The following is an 18,359-nucleotide window of genomic DNA, read 5'->3' on the forward strand; positions in this document are numbered from 1 at the left end:
GCCGCCCAAGCCAATTGGCGGGGCGGCTTTTCTGATTTGATAGCAGCGGCTTAGAACGGTGCTTCCAGATCGCTGAGGCGGACATAGACCGTCTTCAGCTCGGAATAATGCTCGATCGCCGCTTTCGAGTTCTCGCGCCCCACACCCGAGGCCTTCGAGCCCCCGAACGGCGCTTCAACCGGTGCGTCGTTATAGGTGTTGATATAGCAGGTGCCCGCTTCGAACCCAGCGACTACGCGGTGTGCGCGGGTCAGGTCGTTGGTGAACACGCCAGCGGCCAGACCGAACTCGGTGTCATTGGCGCGGGCCATAACCTCGTCCTCGTCTTCGAAATCCAGCACCGACATGACGGGTCCAAAGATTTCCTCGCGGGCGATGGTCATGTCATCGGTCACATCGGCAAAGACGGTGGGCTGCAGATAGAAGCCGTCGCCCTCGATCCGCGTACCGCCATAGGCCAGACGCGCGCCCTCTTCCTTGCCCTTCTCGATGTAATTCATCACGATGTTCAGCTGTCCTTCGCTGACCATCGGGCCGAACGAGGTTTCCGGGTCCAGCGGGTCGCCAATCACGGCGCCGTCCAGACGCTCGGCAAGGCGTTTCAGGAAGGCTTCCTTGATACCTTTCTGCACAAACACGCGTGTTCCGTTCGAGCAGACCTGACCCGACGAATAGAAGTTGCCCAAAATGGCGCCCGACACGGCGTTGTCCACGTTGGCATCGTCAAAGACGATCATGGGCGACTTGCCACCCAACTCCATCGTGACATGTTTCAGACCTGCGGCGGCGGCGGCATAAACCTTGCGGCCTGTCGGCACCGATCCGGTCAGCGAAACCTTTGCCACACGATCGTCGGTAACAAGCGTAGCGCCCACATCGCCGTAACCCTGAATGACGTTGAAAATTCCCGCAGGTGCACCCGCTTCGATCAGGATCTCGGCCACTTTCAGCGCGGACAGCGGCGTGGTTTCGGACGGTTTGAAGATCGAGCTGTTGCCGCAAGCCAGCGCAGGCGCGGCCTTCCAGCAGGCGATCTGGGTCGGATAGTTCCACGCACCGATACCCACGCAAACGCCAAGCGCTTCGCGGCGGGTATAGACGAAATCGCCGTCTGGCATCTGGATGTGTTCGCCGGTCAGCGACCCAGCCAGACCGCCGAAATACTCCAGCGCATCCGCGCCCGAGGTGGCGTCCGCAACGCTGGTTTCCTGATAAGGCTTGCCGGTGTCCAGCGTTTCCAGAACCGACAGATCGTGGTTGCGTTCACGCATGATATCAGCAGCGCGACGCAGGATACGACCCCGCTCGGTCCCGGTCATTGCGGCCCAGTCCTTCTGGGCGGCCAGCGACGAGGTGATGGCCTGCTCGATGATCGCGGGCGTTGCAGAATGCAGTTTCGCAATGACTTCGCCCGTCGCGGGGAAGACCACGTCGATCTCAGCGCCTGCGGTGTCTTCGACATAGGCGCCGTTGATGAAATGGCTGGCTTGAGGTTGTGCGCGCATGTTGCACCTTTCCAGTTTTTCCCGACACTTTGGCGGGACGTCAGTTCAGTTTGATCCGGTTGTGTCAGATGTGACGTCCGGCTGCTATTCAAAAGGCGACAGAGTAAGGGCAGCGCGCGCCGTTGACGTAACGCACAGTTTTCGCTCACCCCTGTAAATTACGGACAGATCAGCCCTTAAAGCCCATCGCGACCACGAATTTTTCCGAGCTGTCAGAGCGGCTGGAAGGTGGTTTGACGTTCATCACCTTGTTGAACTTGGTCTTCAACAGTTTCTGAAGCTCACCTTCAGCCCCACCTGCCAGCACCTTGGCAACGAAAGTGCCGCCTTCGTCCAGCACGTCGAAGGCGAAATAGGCTGCAGCTTCGCACAGAGAGATGATGCGCAGGTGGTCGGTCTGTTTATGGCCCGAGCTTGCGGCCGCCATGTCGGACATCACCACGTCGGCTTTGCCGCCGAGCCAATCCCGTACCACTTGATCCGCGTCATCTTCCATGAAGTCCAGCTGTTCGAACCGGGCACCCGCAAGCGGTTCGACCTCTTGCAGGTCGACGCCCAGATAGGTGCCGATACGTTTGCCGGATTTCTCACCAAGTGCATTGATACGCGGCACGGCGACTTGCGCCCAGCCCCCCGGTGCACAGCCAAGGTCCACCACGCGTGCGCCATTCACGAGGAACCGGAATTTATCATCCAATTCCATAATCTTATAGGCCGCACGTCCGCGATAGCCTTCGGCCTGCGCGCGCTGCACATAGGGATCATTGAGCTGACGCTGTAACCAGCGCGTCGACGAACTGCGCCGCCCTCGCGCGGTTTTCACCTTCACGGTCAGGTCCCGCTGTCCCCGGCCCGAGCTTTTGCGCGTGCGCTTTGAATACTTGTTGCCGCCCCCTTGGGAGCCGCCGGAATTACCACCGTCTTGAGACATCAGAAAGGTCCGCCTTCCAACACGCCGTCCGAGGACATTTGAGAATAAAGGATGCCTTCTCTAAGGCCACGATCCGCAACTGACAAGCGATCAGTCGGCCAGACGCGCAGAAGCGCCTGTAAAATTGCAGATCCAGACATGATCAGCGATTGCCGGTCCCGCCCGATATGCGAGTTCACGCGCCGTCCCTTTGGCCCCATCGCCAGATAGCCCTGAATGACACGCTCGATCTGTTCGGACGTCATCCGCAGCCCGTCCACGCGGGTGCGGTCATAGCGGCGTAGACCCAGATGGGTCACAGCGACGGTCGTCACCGTGCCCGAGGTGCCGATGATCTGGAACCCTTCGCGCGGAGGTTCGTGATAGAAGGGGCTGAAATCGGCCAGCTGCTCTTCGAAATGAACCGACATCAGGGCATAACGGCCCGCGTCATCTTCCACATCGTCAAACATCTCGCGCAATGTTGCGACGCCAAGCGGGACAGAAATCCAGTCGACCACGCTGGCCGCCGGAAAATCGCCGACACCGCCCGAAAACCCACGCCCCATCCGCATGATAGATTGCGCGCGGTCCAACGGCGGGACTTTCGACAGGTCGATCCAGACAAGCTCGGTCGAGCCGCCGCCGATATCCACCACCAAAAGCTGCTCGGTCTTGGTGGACACAAGCGGCGCACAGGACACCACGGCCAGACGCGCTTCTTCCTCGGGCTTGATGATTTCCAGATCCAACCCGGTTTCGCGCCGGATATTGGCCATGAAGGCCTTGCCGTTGGTCGCACGGCGGCACGCCTCGGTCGCGACAAGGCGCATCCGCTTTACATCATGCTTGATCAGCTTCTTGCGGCAAATCCGCAGCGCCTGAATGGTGCGCGACATGGACGAGCGGCTCAGCCGCCCCGAGGCTTCAAGCCCCCGGCCCAATTGCACGGATTTCGAGAAGCTGTCCACGACATGAAACTGACTGCCCTTAGGCTGGGCAATCAGCATGCGACAACTATTTGTTCCGAGGTCCAGAGCAGCATAGAGGCTGGCCGGATCCACGGGAGATGGCGCGGGGGTATCGACCGCTTTCGGGAACGCGCCCGCACCTTTGGGACGCTTGGGCGTCATAGGTCACGCCCTCCATTTTCAAGTTACCTTCAAGATAGGGTGCATGGCCGGTGCTGGCAATCCCTGCAGACGGCAAATGTAACGCTCTCATGTCATAATCAACATGAATGGTTTTCACGGCGCATGGCATGGCTTGTGCCGGTCGTTTTGCGTATTCCTTTGGCGCGGATCGTATGAACGCGACCCCCGTGAAGCCTGTTAAGTCGCTGTTGAAACGCGGCGTGTCGAAAATCGACACAAGGTCAGGGGTTAGCGAGACTACGAATAGAGGACGAAGAAAAGGGAGAATCGCAATGCCAGACGTCACCATCGTTTATTGGAGGGACATCCCCGCCCAGGTGATCGTGGGCAAAGGGCGCCGTGGGACGAAAGCCCCCCTGCCCGAGCGGTTCGAACAGGCCATTGACCGGGCTGCCATGAAGGTGAACGCGAAAGACAGCGACGCCTATCTGGCGGAATGGCGCAAGGCGGACCCCTTTTCTGTCGAAGGTGACCCGCAAGAAATCGCGACGGCCGAGGCTGCGCGCTTGGATGCGGAATATGACAACGAGCGTTTGCGCGCTCTGATTGGCAACGACGGATGGGCCTGATCCCGTCCTCTATCAAGGAGGCAGCCATGGCGCTGTTGAACTTCCGCAAGAAGCCGACCGAAGGTCAGGCGAATGCTGCATCCCCCGAACTTCAGGCCTTCCTGAAGGGCTATTCGATTGAAGTCATGCCGCGCACGGCTGGCAAGGTCGAAGACTTCCGTGATCTTCTGCCCGAAGGTACGCGCGTCTATATCGCCCATATCGAAGGCACGCCGATCGAGGACATGGTCGCCACCGCAAAACGCCTAAAGGAAGAAGGCTTCGACGCGATGCCGCATTTCCCGGCGCGTATCATCAAAGACAAAGCCACTCTGGCCGACTGGATTGCCCAGTATCAGGGCGAAGCTGACGTCAAGCAGGGCCTGATCCTGGCCGGTGGCGTTGCTCAGCCGCATGGCGATTTCGACAGCTCGATGCAGCTTCTGGAAACCGGCCTGTTTGATCAGGCGGGCTTTACCAACCTGCACGTTGCCGGTCACCCCGAGCCGAACCTGGACATCGACCCCAATGGCGGTCGTGCCAACACCTATGCGGCGCTGGATTGGAAACAGGAATTCTCGAAGCGCACCGACGCCGAGATGGCCTTGGCCACCCAGTTCTGCTTCGAGGCCGAGCCGGTCATCCAATGGGCCAACGAACTAGCCGAGCGTGGCATGAACCTGCCGATCCACATCGGCATCGCGGGTCCCGCCAAGCTGCAGACCATGATCAAGTTCGCCATTGCATGTGGCGTGGGCCCGTCCCTGAAAGTGCTGCAAAAGCGTGCCAAGGACGTGTCGAAGCTGCTTCTGCCGCACGAGCCGACCGAGGTTCTGAACGATCTGGCACTGCACAAAGCCGCCAACCCCGACTTCAACATCACCCAAGTGCACTTCTTCCCGCTAGGCGGGATCAAGACCAACGCCAACTGGGCCATCGAGCACGGCGGAGACAACACCGCCCCCGTCAACGCGACCAAAGGATAATCAAGAATGACCCGTACCATCGTCGAAAGCGCAACCAAGACCTCGATCATCGGCTTTGACCAACCGTTCTCGGTGATCGGCGAGCGCATCAACCCGACTGGCCGCAAAATCCTGAACGAAGAGCTGGAGCGCGACGATTTCAGCCGCGTTGAGGCCGACGCTCTGGCACAAGTTGCTGCTGGCGCGACCATTCTGGACATCAACTCGGGCGCTGTGTTCTCGAACAAAATGGCCGAAGACCCGCGCTACGCCGACAACAACTTTGTCGAGCCTGACCTGATGCGCAAACTGGTCGAAACCGTGCAAGCCGTCACCGACTGCCCGCTCTGCATCGACTCGTCGGTTCCCGGCGCGCTGGAAGCAGGTCTGGAAGCCGCCAATGGCCGCCCGCTTCTGAACTCGGTCACCGGCGAAGAAGAGCGTCTGGAAATGGTTCTGCCGCTGGTCAAGAAATACAACGTGCCGGTTGTTGCGATCTCGAACGACGACACCGGCATTTCGGAAGACCCGGAAGTCCGCTTCGCCGTGGCCAAGAAAATCGTGGAACGCGCGGCTGACTATGGCATCCCCGCCCATGACATCGTGGTTGACCCGCTGGTGATGCCGATCGGCGCCATGGGCACTGCCGGCCTTCAGGTCTTCGAACTGAACCGCCGTCTGCGCGACGAGCTGGGCGTGAACACCACCTGTGGCGCGTCGAACATCTCGTTCGGTCTGCCGAACCGTCACGGCATCAACAACGCCTTCCTGCCGATGGCCATGGCCACTGGTATGACCTCGGCGATCATGAACCCTGTCGCAATCCCGTTGGGTCCGAAGAAATTCGCTGAGAAACGCGCCGAGATCGAAGCCAAGGGCATCATCATCCCGGACGACATGGATGACGAAACCATCTGCCAGATCTTCAACCTGGGCTCGACCAAGCCGCGTGCCGGTAAGGAAATGGAGGCCATCCGCGCCGCCAACTTCCTGACCAACAACGACGAAGGTGGCGCCAACTGGATTGCCTTCAACAAGCCTGCTGGCGAAGCCGGTGGTGCTGGTGGCCGCCGCGGTGGCCGTCGCCGTCGCGGCTAAGGCAAAGTTGTACAAACACATGAAAGGCCCGCAAGTTTGGCGGGCCTTCTACTTTACGTATATGTAAAACCCGAAAAATCATCGAAAAACCGGTGTTTGACACGCCTCGGCTTGCGTCGTCGATCAACTTGCCTATCATCAGACGTGTTCGCGGTTCCGTCCCTTCGACCACATAAATCCGGGGATATCGGGGCTTTTAAACACTCGTTTTCGATCAAAAACATCGGAGTTTTATCCATGAAAGTTACTGCAACACTTCTTCTGATTGCGATGACCACCCTTGCGGCCTGCGCGACCGAGCCAGAGCCCGCTCCCGTCGTAGAAGCCGAGCCTATGTATGACAAAATGGGCAACCCCATGTAAGGTTGACCTCGCCAGTCAAAGCCCGCGCACGTCGCGGGCTTTTTTTTGCGCGGGTGTTACAGGACACGTGCCAAGGTAGTGCCAGATGGTTTGATTCACCGCGAAGAAACCACCATAACGCGAGTACAACCCACCTACTATAGCCGCAAACAGAAGGACATTGATCGTGTCGACATCCCAACGCCCTCCGCTTGAAGGGATCACAATTCTGGACCTGACCCACGTGCTGGCAGGCCCCTATTGCTCGATGATCCTGTCGGATCTGGGGGCGAAGGTGATTAAGGTCGAGCAGCCTGGTATTGGCGATGACACGCGGCACTTCCCGCCATTTCGCGACGGACACAGCGCCTATTTTGCCACCATCAACCGTGACAAGCAGTCGATCGCCCTGAACCTGAAGGACGAGGCGGATCGTGCCGTCTTCGAACGGCTTCTGGCGCAGGTCGATGTGGTGATGGAGAACTACCGCCCCGGCGTGATGGAGCGGCTGGGCTATGGCTATGACACCCTGTCCGAACGCCACCCGCATCTGATCTATGGCGCGGTGTCGGGCTTTGGGCACACGGGGCCCGACGCCCTGAAACCAGCCTACGACATGGTCGTGCAGGCACGCGGTGGCGTCATGTCGATTACGGGTGAGAAGAACCGCGAACCTGTACGGGTTGGGGCCTCGGTCGGCGACATTGTTGCCGGCATGTTTCTAGGCCACGGACTTCTGGCCGCGCTCTATCAACGCGAAAAGACCGGTAAGGGGCAGAAGGTCGATGTGGCGATGCTAGACAGCCAGTTGGCGATCATCGAACACGCGATTGCCATCACCGGCGAAACCGGCATGCCGCCCGAGCCCTCCGGTGCCCGTCATCCGTCTATCGCCCCGTTCGAGACATATCATACGGCAGATGGGCTGATGGTCATCGCCTGCGGCAACGACGTGCTGTTCGGAAAGCTGTGCAACGTGCTTGGCAAACCGAAATGGACGACCCGGCCTGAGTTCGCCAACAACCTCGCCCGCTGTCAAAATGTGCAGCTTCTGCGCCGCCGGATCGAGACCGTAACCCTTGGGAAATCACGCGCGCATTGGCTCGAGCTTCTCACTGCCGAAGGCATCCCCTGCGGCCCCATCCAAAACGTCGCGGAAGCCATGCAAGACCCGCAAATTCTGGCGCGCAACATGGTTAAACACCTGCCCGCCCCAGATGGCGGCAAGCCCTTCGTCGCCGCCGGAAACCCGATCAAGATGAGCAGCCTGGACGACACTCAGGACCCCGGCGCAGCGCCGTTTTTGGACGGAGATCGCGCCGCAATTCTGGATTGGTTAACCGAACAAGAGGCCTGACCCGCCCGCACAGACAAAAAACGGCGTTTCCAGACTATTTATGCCGCAAGCAGGCATTGCGCGTGCCCGTACGTTCCTTAAATTGATGGAAAATCAACAGGAAAGACGCGCGCAATGTCTCAGGATCCTTTGGTCATCTTCACCCCCTCCGGCAAACGGGGTAGATTCCCGGTTGGCACCCCTATTCTGACCGCTGCCCGCCAATTGGGCGTGGATCTGGACTCGGTCTGTGGCGGACGTGGCATCTGTTCGAAATGTCAGGTGACCCCCAGCTTTGGCGAGTTCCCCAAACACGGCGTCACCGTCGAAGACGACGCCCTGTCGGAATGGAACAAGGTCGAGCAGCGCTATGACGACATCCGCGGCCTGCCCAAGGGTCGCCGTTTGGGCTGTCAGGCCACGGTGCAGGGCGACGTGGTGGTTGACGTGCCGCCAGAAAGCCAAGTCCACAAACAGGTGGTCCGCAAACGGGCCGAGGCGCGAGACATCACGCTCGATCCGGTCGTGAAGCTTTACTATGTCGAGGTCGAGGAACCCGACATGCACGAGCCTTCGGGCGATCTGGAACGCCTCGTCACGGCTCTTGAGGAACAGTGGGAAATCAAGGGCGTCCGCGCTGATCTTCACATCCTGTCTTCGCTGCAACCTTGCCTGCGTAAGGGGGAATGGAAGGTCACCGTGGCTGTCCATCTGGGCGACGAAGAAAACCCGCCCCGCGTCATGCATGTCTGGCCCGGTTATCACGAAGGCAGCGTCTATGGCATGGCTGTGGACCTTGGATCGACCACCATCGCCGCGCATCTCTGTGACATGTCAACCGGCGAGGTTGTTGCCTCGTCCGGCCTGATGAACCCGCAAATCCGCTTTGGCGAAGATCTGATGAGCCGCGTCAGCTATTCGATGATGAACGCGAATGGCGCGCAGGAAATGACCGATGCGGTGCGCGAGGGGATGAATGCGCTTTTCACCCAGATCGCCGCAGATGCCGAGATCGACAAGCACCTGATTATGGATGTGGTCGTGGTGTGTAACCCAGTCATGCACCACCTGTTCCTTGGCATAGACCCGTTCGAGCTGGGTCAAGCGCCCTTCGCGCTGGCGACCTCGGATGCGCTGCGGCTGCGGGCCACCGATGTGGATCTGACCATCCACCCGCTTGCGCGTCTCTACATGCTGCCCTGCATCGCGGGCCATGTGGGAGCAGATGCGGCTGCTGTTGCGCTGTCGGAAGCACCTGACAAGTCCGACGACCTCGTACTGGTCGTCGACGTAGGCACCAACGCGGAAATCCTGCTAGGCGACAAAGACGGCGTGCTGGCCTGTTCCTCGCCCACCGGTCCCGCTTTCGAAGGCGCGCAGATCAGCGCGGGCCAACGCGCGGCCCCTGGTGCCATCGAACGCGTCGAAATCAACCCTGTCACCAAAGAGCCCCGCTTCCGTGTCATCGGGTCCGACATCTGGTCCGATGAAGACGGGTTTGCCGCCGCAACTGCCGTCACCGGCGTGACCGGCATCTGCGGTTCCGGCATTATCGAGGTGATCGCCGAAATGCGTCTGGCTGGTCTTGTGGATGCCGGCGGGCTGATCGGTTCGGCCGAACAAACCGGCACCGCGCGCTGCATTGCAGATGGCCGCACCAATGCCTATCGCCTGTGGGACGGGGACGAGGATCAGAAGCCGATCACCGTCACCAATGGCGACGTCCGCGCCATCCAGATGGCCAAGGCCGCGCTTTATTCCGGTGCGCGCTTGTTGATGGACAAACGTGGCGTCGACAAAGTGGATCGCGTGGTGCTGGCGGGCGCGTTTGGCGCGCATATCTCGGCCAAGCACGCGATGGTGCTGGGCATGATCCCGGATTGCGAGCTGGACAAGGTGACCTCGGCGGGCAACGCGGCAGGCACTGGCGCGCGCATCGCGCTGCTGAACCGCGCCGCGCGGGCCGAGATCGAGGACACGGTGCGCAAGATCACCAAGATCGAAACCGCTGTGGAAGAGAAGTTTCAAGAGCATTTCGTCAACGCCTCGGCCATGCCGAACTCGGCCGATCCCTTCCCGATCCTGCGCTCGGTCGTCGACCTGCCCGAGCCCAGCTTCAACACGGGTGGCGGAGACGAAGAAGGCAGCGGCCGCCGTCGCCGTCGTCGCCGGGGCTAAATCCGATAAGCGCTTGAAATTCCCTGCCCCTTGGCTTAGCTCAAGGGGTAAGGCGGGTGTAGCTCAATGGTAGAGCAGCAGCTTCCCAAGCTGACGACGAGGGTTCGATTCCCTTCACCCGCTCCAAGCCTTCCCCCCAGCGCTCCCCGTCGAGGTGTCCATGTTCGTCCACACAGACCTTCCGCTTGTCACTCCGTTGACAGCACAGCAGTTGCAACGCGCGGGCGTGCCTGCGGGTTGGAATTTCGGACAAGCGGACCGCGTGCGTTTTCACGAGCTGGACGCATTGAACCATGTGAACAACATCGTCTATCTGCGCTGGTTCGAGGATCTGCGCATCCCCTATTTCCACGCCCACGCAATCACCAGCTATAACTCGAAAGACGATCCGCAGGTCGTGCTGGCCACCAACGCGGCCCGCTATTTCAAGCCGATGTTTCTGGGCGAAACCTTCGTCGTCACGGCGCGCTGTACCAGTTTCCGCAACAGCTCGTTCGTGCTGGAGTATGGAGTCTGGGTCGAGGGCGAATTGCGCTGCTCGGGCGAAACCGTGATTGTTACGCTGGAACAAGACGGCAAGACCAAACGCCCGCTCAGCCCCGCGGTGATTGCCGCATTGACGGCAGATGGCGCCACTAAGGCCGGGTAAGCCAGTCGGACACGCCGCCGGGCAGATCCGGACGGAAATAGGCGATCATTCGGCCCTCGGCTGGGGCCTCTGCCCCATCCTGCCACGGGGCGACCCCATGCAGCGTGAAACGATCCAACAGATAGGCCTCGCCCGGTAGGGCATGAACCGTGATGCGCGGACAGGTCTCGAACACCTCGCGCCGCGCCGTCTGATAGGCTTGGGTGACGTCATGCCGGCGCATTTTCTCGGCGGGCACGTCCGCAAACACCTCTTGCATCGCTTTCCGCATGATCAGATGGCTGCCCTCCCACAAAACCAACAGGCTGGCGCGGTCATCCGTGTGGTTTAGGGGGATGCCGACGACATAGGCATGCGCCTCGTCCACACAGCGCCCGCCGCCCGGCAGCTCGGGCTTTAACCCGTCCAAGTGCGCAGCATCGCGGTCGCGGCGATAGCGAAACCCGGCATCGGTCTCGTGCGGGTCTTTCTGAGGGTAGCCGGGATAGGTGATCGACACCTGCGCCCGGTCCAGTTCGTGCCAGCCAAAGCGGGCCTCGATAAAATCACGCAGTTGGCCGGTCAGCGCAGGCCCATCCCCGACACGTCCCTGCCCATCATTATCGATGGCGTTTACACCGACAAACCATGTGCCATTGGCGCGCAGCCATTTTGCGATCTGGTCGGGATCATTGCGCGTTTCACGCGCCAGCGGTGTGACGTGATCCACCCACGCGGCGACGGCGTCGTCGTAGTCAAACTTGACCCAGCCGTTCTGGTCAAACGCCGAGCGCAGGGCATCTACCATCCCAAAGCCTTCCGCAGCATGTTCAACGCAACGAGTGTCAGGAACACGGCAAAAACGCGCTTAAGTGGCTTCGGATCCATTGCATGAGCCAGCTTTACGCCCAAGGGTGCGGTGAACAGGGTCATCGACACGATCAAGACGAAGGCCGGCATGTTCACGGCGCCGATGGTCCAAGGGGGCCGTCCCGCTGGGTCGATCTGGACAAACAGGAACCCGAGAACCGAGGGCACGGCGATCAGCACGCCAAATCCCGCGGCAGTTGCCACAGCCCGGTGAATGGGCCGTCCATGCAAGGTCATCAGGGGGACACCGAAGCTGCCGCCTCCGATCCCCATCAGGACCGACAGGAAACCCAGAACGGGCGCGAGCATGGCCACTTTTGGGCCTTTAGGCATATCCTCGGCCAGCCGCCAATGGGCTTTGCCAAGCCCCAGATACGCACCGATACACAGGCCGAGAATGCCAAAAATCGCCTGCAAAACAATGGATTTCAGGCCCGAGGCAATGATCACGCCGATCAGCGCGCCTGCGGCAATCCCCGGCGCCCAGCCTTTCAGGATCTCCCAATCCACCGCACCCTTTTTGTTGTGCGACAGGACCGAGCGGATCGACGTCACGATGATCGTCGCCAAAGAGGTCGCCAGACAGATTTGCATCAACTGGTCCGAGCCGTATCCAAGTGCTGAGAACGCATAGAAAAACGCTGGCACCAGCACGATCCCACCGCCAACTCCCAAAAGCCCAGCCAAGACGCCCGCGAAGGCCCCGATCGCGGCCAAAAGCGCGGTCATGGGTAGAAGGATGGACAGTTCTGGCATCGGGTGGCCCTAATCAGCGGGGACGTGTTCAGGCACAGATGACAGCGCTTCGGCGACCAACGCAACCCCTGCCCCCGGTTTCGGCGCGCCTTCTGACAGGATACGCCGCCATTTCCGCGCGCCCGGACGGCCCGTGAAGATGCCCAGCATGTGGCGGGTGATCGAATGCAGGCGGAGACCTTCGGCCAAGCGCGCTTCTATATAGGGATACATCGCCTCGACCACCTCATGCGCCGAACGTCCGGGTGTGGTGTCGCCAAAGATCTGTTGATCAGCGTCCAGCAGCACGGTCGCCGGGTCGTGATACGCCGCGCGTCCGATCATCACGCCGTCCATGACCTCCAGATGCGCGCGGGTTTCATCCAGCGTTGTGATGCCCCCGTTGATCGACAGGTGCAGATGCGGGAAGGCCTCTTTCATGCGGTGGACCAGTGGATAGTCCAATGGGGGAATGTCCCGGTTCTCCTTCGGGCTGAGCCCCTGCAGCCACGCCTTGCGCGCATGGATGGTGAAGCGGTTCACACCCGCGGCAGCAACCTTTTCAAGGAAGTCCGGCAGCACCTCTTCCGGCTCTTGATCATCCACACCGATACGGCATTTCACCGTAACTTCAATACCTTGCGCCGCATCCTTCATCGCGGCCATACAGTCCGCCACCAATCCCGGATCGCGCATCAGAACAGCGCCAAACGTGCCCGACTGCACCCGGTCCGAGGGACAGCCCACGTTCAGGTTCACCTCGTCATAGCCACGTTCAACACACAGCTTCGTAGCCGCCGCAAGCTCTTTCGGGTCCGACCCGCCAAGCTGCACAGCCACAGGGTGTTCTTCGGCATTGTAGTCGAGAAGATGCAGCGCCCCGCCACGCACCAAAGCAGGCGCGGTAACCATTTCGGTGTATAGCAGCGCATGGCGGCTCATCAGCCGGTGGAAATACCGGCAATGGCGGTCGGACCAGTCCATCATCGGGGCGACGGACAGGCGGGCAGCGTGGCGTATGGTCGATTGCGTAGTCATCGCGCGCTACATAGGCGATCCGCGCGCGGGATGCCAGAGGGCGGTCGCCCGCCCCCGGCCAATTGGGTTTAGCGCGGTGCCATGCGCACGGCGCCGTCCAGACGGATCACTTCGCCGTTCAGGAACGAGTTCTCGACGATGTGGCGTACCATGCCAGCGAACTCGGCCGGGTCGCCAAGGCGCGACGGGAACGGCACCTGAGCGCCAAGGCTATCCTGAACCTCTTGCGGCAGGCCAGCGACCATCGGGGTTTTGAAGATGCCCGGTGCGATGGCCATCACGCGGATGCCGTCGCGCATCAGGTCGCGCGCCATAGGCAGGGTCATGCCCACTACGCCGCCCTTCGAGGACGCATAGGCCAGCTGGCCGATCTGGCCGTCCATGGCTGCGATCGAGGCGGTGTTGACGATTACGCCACGCTCGCCATCATCGGTCACCGGGTCGGCCATCGCCATGCCCGCTGCGGCTTGGCTGGCACAGTTGAAGGTGCCGATCATGTTCACACCGATGACCTTGGCATAGAGGCCTGCGTCATGCGGTTCGCCCTTCGATTGGGTCTTGGCGGCGGGTGCGATGCCCGCGCAGTTCACCATCACACGCTCTTGACCCAACGCCGCACGCAGCGTCTTGAAGCCCTCGGCAACCGATGCGGCATCCGACACGTCCACCTTGGCGAACGCACCGCCCAGCTTTTCAGCCATGGCCTGTCCGGCCTCTTCATTCAGGTCGAAAATGCCAACTTTGGCACCTGCGGCGGCGAACGCTTCGGCGACTGCGCCGCCCAGACCAGATGCCCCGCCCGAGACGGTGACAACGGTGTTCTCAGTAATCTGCATGGGGAACCCTCCGTAACTGTTGGGTCGGCCCTAGCAAGAATTGCACAAGCGTTCAATAAATCCGGTCACCCTGCCCCAGATGACGCAGCGTCGCCCCTAGTTCACCGTCTAGTTCACTGGCCCCAACGCGCGCATCGCCGCGTATTGCGTCAGATAGACATCACCGGACAGGTGATCCAAGAAATCGGTGCGCTGCAGGCGATCCATGACGGGGCCTTTGACTTCGGACAGGCTGAGCGTGATGCCGCTGTCAGAGAGCTGCCGGTCCAGTTCCTCGAGCGTTTCAAGGGCGGACAGGTCGATCTCGTTCACAGCCGAGCACATCAGAACCACGTGTTTCAGACCTCCTCGACCGGTGCGCGCCAGAAGGTAATCCTCGATATAACGTGCATTGGCGAAATAGAGGTTTTCGTCCAGCCGCAGGGTCACCAGTTCCGGGTGTGTCATCACGTTGTGCCGGTCGATGTTGCGAAAGTGCTGGGTGCCCGGGACCAGACCGACCTCGGCAATATGCGGGCGTGAAGTCTTGTAAAGATAGAGCACGATCGACAGAACCACACCGGCAGACACTCCGATCTCGACACCGAAACCCAAGGTCAGCAGGATCGTCGCCAGAACCGCGGTGAAGTCCGCGCGGTGATAGCGCCACGTCGCTTTCAGGATGTGGAAATCAACCAGCCCCAGCACAGCCACGATGATGGTCGCGGCCAGCGTGGCTTTGGGCAGGAAATACAGAAGCGGGGTCAAGAACATGGCGGCCAGCAGGATGCCGATGGCGGTGAACGCTCCGGCGGCAGGGGTTTCAGCCCCGGCATCGAAATTCACCACCGAACGCGCAAAGCCCCCGGTCACCGGATAACCGCCCGACATGGCTGCCGCAATGTTCGACGCGCCAAGGCCCACAAGCTCTTGATCCGGCACGATGCGCTGGCGTTTTTTCGCGGCCAGTGTCTGCGCGACCGAGATCGATTCAACGAACCCGATGATCGAGATCAGCAGCGCCGAGCCAAGCAGGCTGGTCCAAAGATCCGCATCAAAGCTGGGCATGGTCAGGGGCGGCAGGCCTTGCGGCACGTCGCCCACGATGGCGACCCCCTTGGACTGTAGATCAAATCCCCAGCTGACCAGCGTGGTCGCGACGACAGCAGCCACCGGCCCCGCTTTGGCTAGACTGTCTGCCAGCTGGTTTCCAAGCCCCAAGGACATCAGAAACGGTTTCAACCCTTTGCGGACCCAGAACAGGAACGCGACCGAGGCTGCGCCGATCACCAGCGTGATCAGATTGGTCTGGCCGATATGTGCGATGAGCGAACCGAACAAGTCGATCAGGGAATGGCCATGCGCTTCGATCCCCAGAATGTGCTTCAGCTGGCTGGTGGCGATCAGCAGGCCCGAGGCCGTGATGAAGCCAGCGATCACCGGGTGGCTGAGGAAGTTCGCCAGAAAACCCAAGCGGAACACACCCATCACCAGCAGGATCAGGCCCGACAGGAAGGCCAAGGTGATGGCCGCAGCGATATAGTCGGCTTGGCTGGGCAGATCGAGATTGCCAACGGCGGCCGCCGTCATCAAGCTGACCACCGCGACCGGCCCGACGGCCAAGGCGCGCGACGTCCCGAAAATTGCATAGGCGACCAAGGGAAGGATCGACGCGTAAAGCCCCATCTCGGCGGGAAGACCGGCCAGAAGCGCATAGGCCAAGGACTGCGGGATCAGCATGATCGTGACGATCACCGCCGCCAGCAAATCGGCCGAGAACGCCCCCTGATCATAGCGGCGCCCCCAGTCTAACACAGGCACGAATTGTCCCAGGGCAGCGCCGCGCGCTGCCATAGCCTTGATCGCATTCATGGCAAATTTCCGTTTATTTCAGAGGGGTTGGCTTGCGCCACCCCGGATCAGCTGTTTGCGAGTGTCCACAAAATCTCGCACCGTGTGCCAGTGCGGCAATATGCAAAGACCGGCCCGTCCGCAGCCTCCATCGCAGCTTGGAACGGCTCTTTCATGGCAATCGCGTCCTCACGCGAACTGACCGGCAAGAACGCAGTCTTCAGGCCCACTGCCTCGGCGGCAGACTTCACGTCTTCCCAAAGCGGCTGCCCCGGATCCTCGCCATCCGGGCGGTTGCACATCAGGACGGTGAACCCCTGATCGCGGATGGCTTGCACATCCTCGACCGCAATCTGATAGGCCACCGTGATGGCGTCATCCAGTTTCTTGGTTTGCATTTGAACCTCTTAAAGCGCGTTTACGGGAACCTTCAGGAAGGTTTTTCCGTCCTCATCTGCGGGGGGCATTTCGCCCGCACGCATGTTGACCTGAAGCGAAGGAATGATCAGGCGCGGCATATCCAGTTGCGCATCCCGCTCGGTGCGGAACTTCACGAATTCTTCGCGAGTCTTCCCGGCACCAACGTGAATGTTGTGCTCTTTTTCGTCTGCCACGGTGGTCTCCCACTGAATGTCACGGCCATTGGGGCCGTAGTCGTGGCACATGAATAGACGGGTTTCGTCGGGCAGCGCCAGAACCTTCTGGATCGAGTCATAAAGAACACCCGCATCCCCACCCGGGAAATCAGCACGAGCCGAGCCGCCGTCGGGCATGAACAGCGTGTCGCCCACAAACCCGGCATTGCCGACCACATGCACCATACAGGCGGGCGTGTGGCCCGGCGTATGCATGGCAAACACGTCCATATTGCCGATCTTGTAGGTGTCGCCATCCTCGAACAACGCGTCGAACTGGCTGCCGTCCCGCTGGAATTCGGTGCCTTCATTGAAGACCTTACCGAACACGTCCTGCACAACAGTGATCTGGCTGCCAATACCGATCTTGCCACCCAGCTTTTGCTGGATATAGGGCGCAGCCGACAGGTGGTCAGCGTGGACATGGGTTTCGATCAGCCATTCCAGCTTCAGCCCTTCGGACTGGATATAGTCGATGATCTCATCCGCATGCTCATAGGAAATCCGGCCAGCGGCGTAGTCGATGTCCATGACGCTGTCGATCACCGCACAGGCGTCCGAGGTCGGATCTTTGACCACATAGGAAATCGTGTTCGAATCCGGCTCGAAGAAGGCTTTCACTTCAGGGATCAGGTCAGTGTTTACGGGATAGTCAGTCATGACATGTCCTTTCCTTGGGGCCCGGATTGGGATCCGGAGTTAGCTTGCTGTTGCGGCATCACGCTGTTGCGCGCTGCGCTGGATCATGAGGCGGGCGATAAAGATGCCCACGATGAATGAGGCCGTGAAAATCAACACGTCCGGGTTGCCGGTCGAGATCACGGGAAGCGAGGCACCGGGGCAGAAGCCAGCCAGCCCCCAGCCCAGACCGAAGGTGAAAGATCCACCGATCAGACGGCGATCAATCAGCTTGGTGCCCGGCAGGGTGAACCCATTGCCGAAAACCGGCTTCGGGCGCTTCAGAACCAGAAAATAGCCCGGCGCCGTGACCAGAATGGCCGCGCCCATCACGAAGATCAGGCTTGGGTCCCATATGCCTGCGAAGTCAAAGAAGTTCAGGACTTTGGCCGGATTGGCCATGCCCGAGATCGAAATACCAAGGCCAAAGATCAGGCCGATCGCATAGATGACTACCAAGTGCATATCGGTCCCTCCTTACAGACCAAAGATGTGGCGGGTGACGAACACCATGACGGTGATCCCGGCCATAAAGCTAAGCGTGGCGACGAAGCTACGCGGAGACAGGCGCGACATGCCGCAGACACCGTGACCCGAGGTACAGCCCGACCCGTAAGTCACGCCGATCCCGACAATGACGCCGCCGATGATCATGGACAGCGTGCTGACGGGCACTTGGATCGCGGGAAACTCGCCAGCGATGAACAGGTAGACAAGCGGGCCGGTGACCATGCCCGCCAGGATGGCCGCACGCCACGCCCAGTCGGCCGAGCTGCTGGGTTGCATGAAACCGGTCAGAATGCCGGTCGCCCCCAGGATGTTGCCGCGCACCCACATCAGAAGCACCGAGGCCAAGCCGATCAAGGCGCCTCCGAGCGATGCAGCCAGCGGTGTGAATTCAGTTTCGATCATGTCATGCCTCACCAGGATTTCTGTTCGCGTGTTAAACTTAGGGCGCTCATTCGGGCAGGACAAGAGTTACATTCACTTTTTTGAATGTTTTTTCTCTCAACCTTGCGTCAAGCAAAAGCCCCGCGCGTCATTGCGACACGCGGGGCCTTGGTTTTCAAGCC

Annotated in this window: 19 protein-coding genes and 1 tRNA gene; 8 read left to right on the forward strand and 12 right to left on the reverse strand. The window is 60.5% G+C overall.

Annotated elements, in window-relative coordinates; translation table 11 throughout:
* Window positions 1-50: 50 nt before the first annotated feature.
* The 3 genes from betB to EOL43_RS11340 all read right to left on the reverse strand — a co-directional run bounded on the left by betB (window position 51) and on the right by EOL43_RS11340 (window position 3,548).
* Complete coding sequence (gene betB, locus EOL43_RS11330; protein ID WP_133488605.1) at window positions 51-1,505, reverse strand: betaine-aldehyde dehydrogenase; 1,455 nt, start codon at window positions 1,503-1,505, stop codon at window positions 51-53.
* Between the two features lie 169 nt (window positions 1,506-1,674).
* Window positions 1,675-2,436, reverse strand: coding sequence for an RlmE family RNA methyltransferase (locus tag EOL43_RS11335; protein WP_133488607.1), 762 nt, complete (start codon window positions 2,434-2,436; stop codon window positions 1,675-1,677).
* Window positions 2,436-3,548 (reverse strand): Ppx/GppA phosphatase family protein, encoded by a 1,113-nt coding sequence (locus tag EOL43_RS11340; protein ID WP_133488609.1) that lies wholly within the window; start codon window positions 3,546-3,548, stop codon window positions 2,436-2,438. The genes EOL43_RS11335 and EOL43_RS11340 overlap by 1 nt, the downstream gene beginning before the upstream one ends.
* Window positions 3,549-3,841: 293 nt before the next feature.
* Between EOL43_RS11340 and EOL43_RS11345 the strand changes: the two genes are divergently transcribed.
* The 8 genes from EOL43_RS11345 (at window position 3,842) to EOL43_RS11375 (ending at window position 10,685) form a co-directional block, all read left to right on the forward strand.
* On the forward strand, window positions 3,842-4,138 hold the full coding sequence (locus tag EOL43_RS11345) for a virulence factor (protein WP_133488611.1): 297 nt from the start codon (window positions 3,842-3,844) through the stop codon (window positions 4,136-4,138).
* A gap of 26 nt (window positions 4,139-4,164) precedes the next feature.
* On the forward strand, window positions 4,165-5,103 hold the full coding sequence (locus EOL43_RS11350; protein WP_133488613.1) for a methylenetetrahydrofolate reductase: 939 nt from the start codon (window positions 4,165-4,167) through the stop codon (window positions 5,101-5,103).
* 6 nt (window positions 5,104-5,109) lie between these two features.
* Window positions 5,110-6,180 (forward strand): methyltetrahydrofolate cobalamin methyltransferase, encoded by a 1,071-nt coding sequence (locus EOL43_RS11355; RefSeq protein WP_133488615.1) that lies wholly within the window; start codon window positions 5,110-5,112, stop codon window positions 6,178-6,180.
* Window positions 6,181-6,417: 237 nt separating this feature from the next.
* Window positions 6,418-6,543, forward strand: coding sequence for a hypothetical protein (locus tag EOL43_RS15580; RefSeq protein ID WP_276320888.1), 126 nt, complete (start codon window positions 6,418-6,420; stop codon window positions 6,541-6,543).
* Between the two features lie 166 nt (window positions 6,544-6,709).
* Window positions 6,710-7,879: a CaiB/BaiF CoA transferase family protein gene (locus EOL43_RS11360; protein WP_133488617.1), complete on the forward strand. Its 1,170-nt coding sequence runs from the start codon at window positions 6,710-6,712 to the stop codon at window positions 7,877-7,879.
* Window positions 7,880-7,993: 114 nt separating this feature from the next.
* Window positions 7,994-10,036, forward strand: coding sequence for an ASKHA domain-containing protein (locus EOL43_RS11365; RefSeq protein WP_133488619.1), 2,043 nt, complete (start codon window positions 7,994-7,996; stop codon window positions 10,034-10,036).
* A gap of 52 nt (window positions 10,037-10,088) precedes the next feature.
* Window positions 10,089-10,162 (forward strand) — tRNA-Gly (locus EOL43_RS11370).
* 34 nt (window positions 10,163-10,196) lie between these two features.
* Complete coding sequence (locus tag EOL43_RS11375) at window positions 10,197-10,685, forward strand: acyl-CoA thioesterase (protein WP_133488621.1); 489 nt, start codon at window positions 10,197-10,199, stop codon at window positions 10,683-10,685.
* Here the strand turns inward: EOL43_RS11375 and EOL43_RS11380 are convergent.
* From EOL43_RS11380 to EOL43_RS11420, 9 genes are all read right to left on the reverse strand, one after another.
* Window positions 10,672-11,472: a hypothetical protein gene (locus EOL43_RS11380; protein WP_133488623.1), complete on the reverse strand. Its 801-nt coding sequence runs from the start codon at window positions 11,470-11,472 to the stop codon at window positions 10,672-10,674. The genes EOL43_RS11375 and EOL43_RS11380 overlap by 14 nt on opposite strands.
* Window positions 11,466-12,290 (reverse strand): sulfite exporter TauE/SafE family protein, encoded by an 825-nt coding sequence (locus tag EOL43_RS11385; RefSeq protein ID WP_133488625.1) that lies wholly within the window; start codon window positions 12,288-12,290, stop codon window positions 11,466-11,468. The genes EOL43_RS11380 and EOL43_RS11385 overlap by 7 nt, the downstream gene beginning before the upstream one ends.
* A 9-nt stretch (window positions 12,291-12,299) precedes the next feature.
* Window positions 12,300-13,307, reverse strand: coding sequence for a tRNA dihydrouridine(20/20a) synthase DusA (gene dusA / locus EOL43_RS11390; RefSeq protein ID WP_133488627.1), 1,008 nt, complete (start codon window positions 13,305-13,307; stop codon window positions 12,300-12,302).
* Between the two features lie 68 nt (window positions 13,308-13,375).
* Window positions 13,376-14,143, reverse strand: coding sequence for an SDR family NAD(P)-dependent oxidoreductase (locus tag EOL43_RS11395; RefSeq protein ID WP_133488629.1), 768 nt, complete (start codon window positions 14,141-14,143; stop codon window positions 13,376-13,378).
* A 108-nt stretch (window positions 14,144-14,251) separates the two neighbouring features.
* A complete protein-coding gene (locus tag EOL43_RS11400) occupies window positions 14,252-15,994 on the reverse strand; it encodes a SulP family inorganic anion transporter (RefSeq protein WP_240686536.1) in 1,743 nt (580 codons plus the stop codon).
* Window positions 15,995-16,041: 47 nt separating this feature from the next.
* Window positions 16,042-16,371: a protein tyrosine phosphatase family protein gene (locus EOL43_RS11405; protein ID WP_133488631.1), complete on the reverse strand. Its 330-nt coding sequence runs from the start codon at window positions 16,369-16,371 to the stop codon at window positions 16,042-16,044.
* A 9-nt stretch (window positions 16,372-16,380) separates the two neighbouring features.
* Entirely contained in the window at window positions 16,381-17,268 is an 888-nt protein-coding gene (locus tag EOL43_RS11410; protein ID WP_133488633.1) for an MBL fold metallo-hydrolase, read from the reverse strand.
* A gap of 39 nt (window positions 17,269-17,307) precedes the next feature.
* Entirely contained in the window at window positions 17,308-17,751 is a 444-nt protein-coding gene (locus tag EOL43_RS11415; RefSeq protein ID WP_133488635.1) for a DUF6691 family protein, read from the reverse strand.
* 12 nt (window positions 17,752-17,763) lie between these two features.
* Window positions 17,764-18,198, reverse strand: a complete 435-nt coding sequence (locus tag EOL43_RS11420) for a YeeE/YedE family protein (RefSeq protein WP_133488637.1) — start codon at window positions 18,196-18,198, stop codon at window positions 17,764-17,766.
* Window positions 18,199-18,359: the final 161 nt, after the last annotated feature.

This window comes from Aliiroseovarius marinus (genome assembly GCF_004360145.1).
In the GTDB taxonomy this organism is placed as follows: Bacteria; Pseudomonadota; Alphaproteobacteria; order Rhodobacterales; family Rhodobacteraceae; genus Aliiroseovarius; species Aliiroseovarius marinus.

What these genes read in the sequence shown, in the direction of transcription:
- EOL43_RS11395 (WP_133488629.1), bottom strand. Translation starts at nt 14,143, where the DNA reads ATGCAGATTACTGAGAACACCGTTGTCACCGTCTCGGGCGGGGCATCT.
- EOL43_RS11375 (WP_133488621.1), top strand. Translation starts at nt 10,197, where the DNA reads ATGTTCGTCCACACAGACCTTCCGCTTGTCACTCCGTTGACAGCACAG.
- EOL43_RS11415 (WP_133488635.1), bottom strand. Translation starts at nt 17,751, where the DNA reads ATGCACTTGGTAGTCATCTATGCGATCGGCCTGATCTTTGGCCTTGGT.
- EOL43_RS11365 (WP_133488619.1), top strand. Translation starts at nt 7,994, where the DNA reads ATGTCTCAGGATCCTTTGGTCATCTTCACCCCCTCCGGCAAACGGGGT.
- EOL43_RS15580 (WP_276320888.1), top strand. Translation starts at nt 6,418, where the DNA reads ATGAAAGTTACTGCAACACTTCTTCTGATTGCGATGACCACCCTTGCG.
- EOL43_RS11380 (WP_133488623.1), bottom strand. Translation starts at nt 11,472, where the DNA reads ATGGTAGATGCCCTGCGCTCGGCGTTTGACCAGAACGGCTGGGTCAAG.
- EOL43_RS11335 (WP_133488607.1), bottom strand. Translation starts at nt 2,436, where the DNA reads ATGTCTCAAGACGGTGGTAATTCCGGCGGCTCCCAAGGGGGCGGCAAC.
- EOL43_RS11385 (WP_133488625.1), bottom strand. Translation starts at nt 12,290, where the DNA reads ATGCCAGAACTGTCCATCCTTCTACCCATGACCGCGCTTTTGGCCGCG.
- EOL43_RS11340 (WP_133488609.1), bottom strand. Translation starts at nt 3,548, where the DNA reads ATGACGCCCAAGCGTCCCAAAGGTGCGGGCGCGTTCCCGAAAGCGGTC.
- EOL43_RS11355 (WP_133488615.1), top strand. Translation starts at nt 5,110, where the DNA reads ATGACCCGTACCATCGTCGAAAGCGCAACCAAGACCTCGATCATCGGC.
- EOL43_RS11400 (WP_240686536.1), bottom strand. Translation starts at nt 15,994, where the DNA reads ATGAATGCGATCAAGGCTATGGCAGCGCGCGGCGCTGCCCTGGGACAA.
- EOL43_RS11345 (WP_133488611.1), top strand. Translation starts at nt 3,842, where the DNA reads ATGCCAGACGTCACCATCGTTTATTGGAGGGACATCCCCGCCCAGGTG.
- EOL43_RS11405 (WP_133488631.1), bottom strand. Translation starts at nt 16,371, where the DNA reads ATGCAAACCAAGAAACTGGATGACGCCATCACGGTGGCCTATCAGATT.
- dusA (WP_133488627.1), bottom strand. Translation starts at nt 13,307, where the DNA reads ATGACTACGCAATCGACCATACGCCACGCTGCCCGCCTGTCCGTCGCC.
- EOL43_RS11410 (WP_133488633.1), bottom strand. Translation starts at nt 17,268, where the DNA reads ATGACTGACTATCCCGTAAACACTGACCTGATCCCTGAAGTGAAAGCC.
- EOL43_RS11350 (WP_133488613.1), top strand. Translation starts at nt 4,165, where the DNA reads ATGGCGCTGTTGAACTTCCGCAAGAAGCCGACCGAAGGTCAGGCGAAT.
- EOL43_RS11420 (WP_133488637.1), bottom strand. Translation starts at nt 18,198, where the DNA reads ATGATCGAAACTGAATTCACACCGCTGGCTGCATCGCTCGGAGGCGCC.
- betB (WP_133488605.1), bottom strand. Translation starts at nt 1,505, where the DNA reads ATGCGCGCACAACCTCAAGCCAGCCATTTCATCAACGGCGCCTATGTC.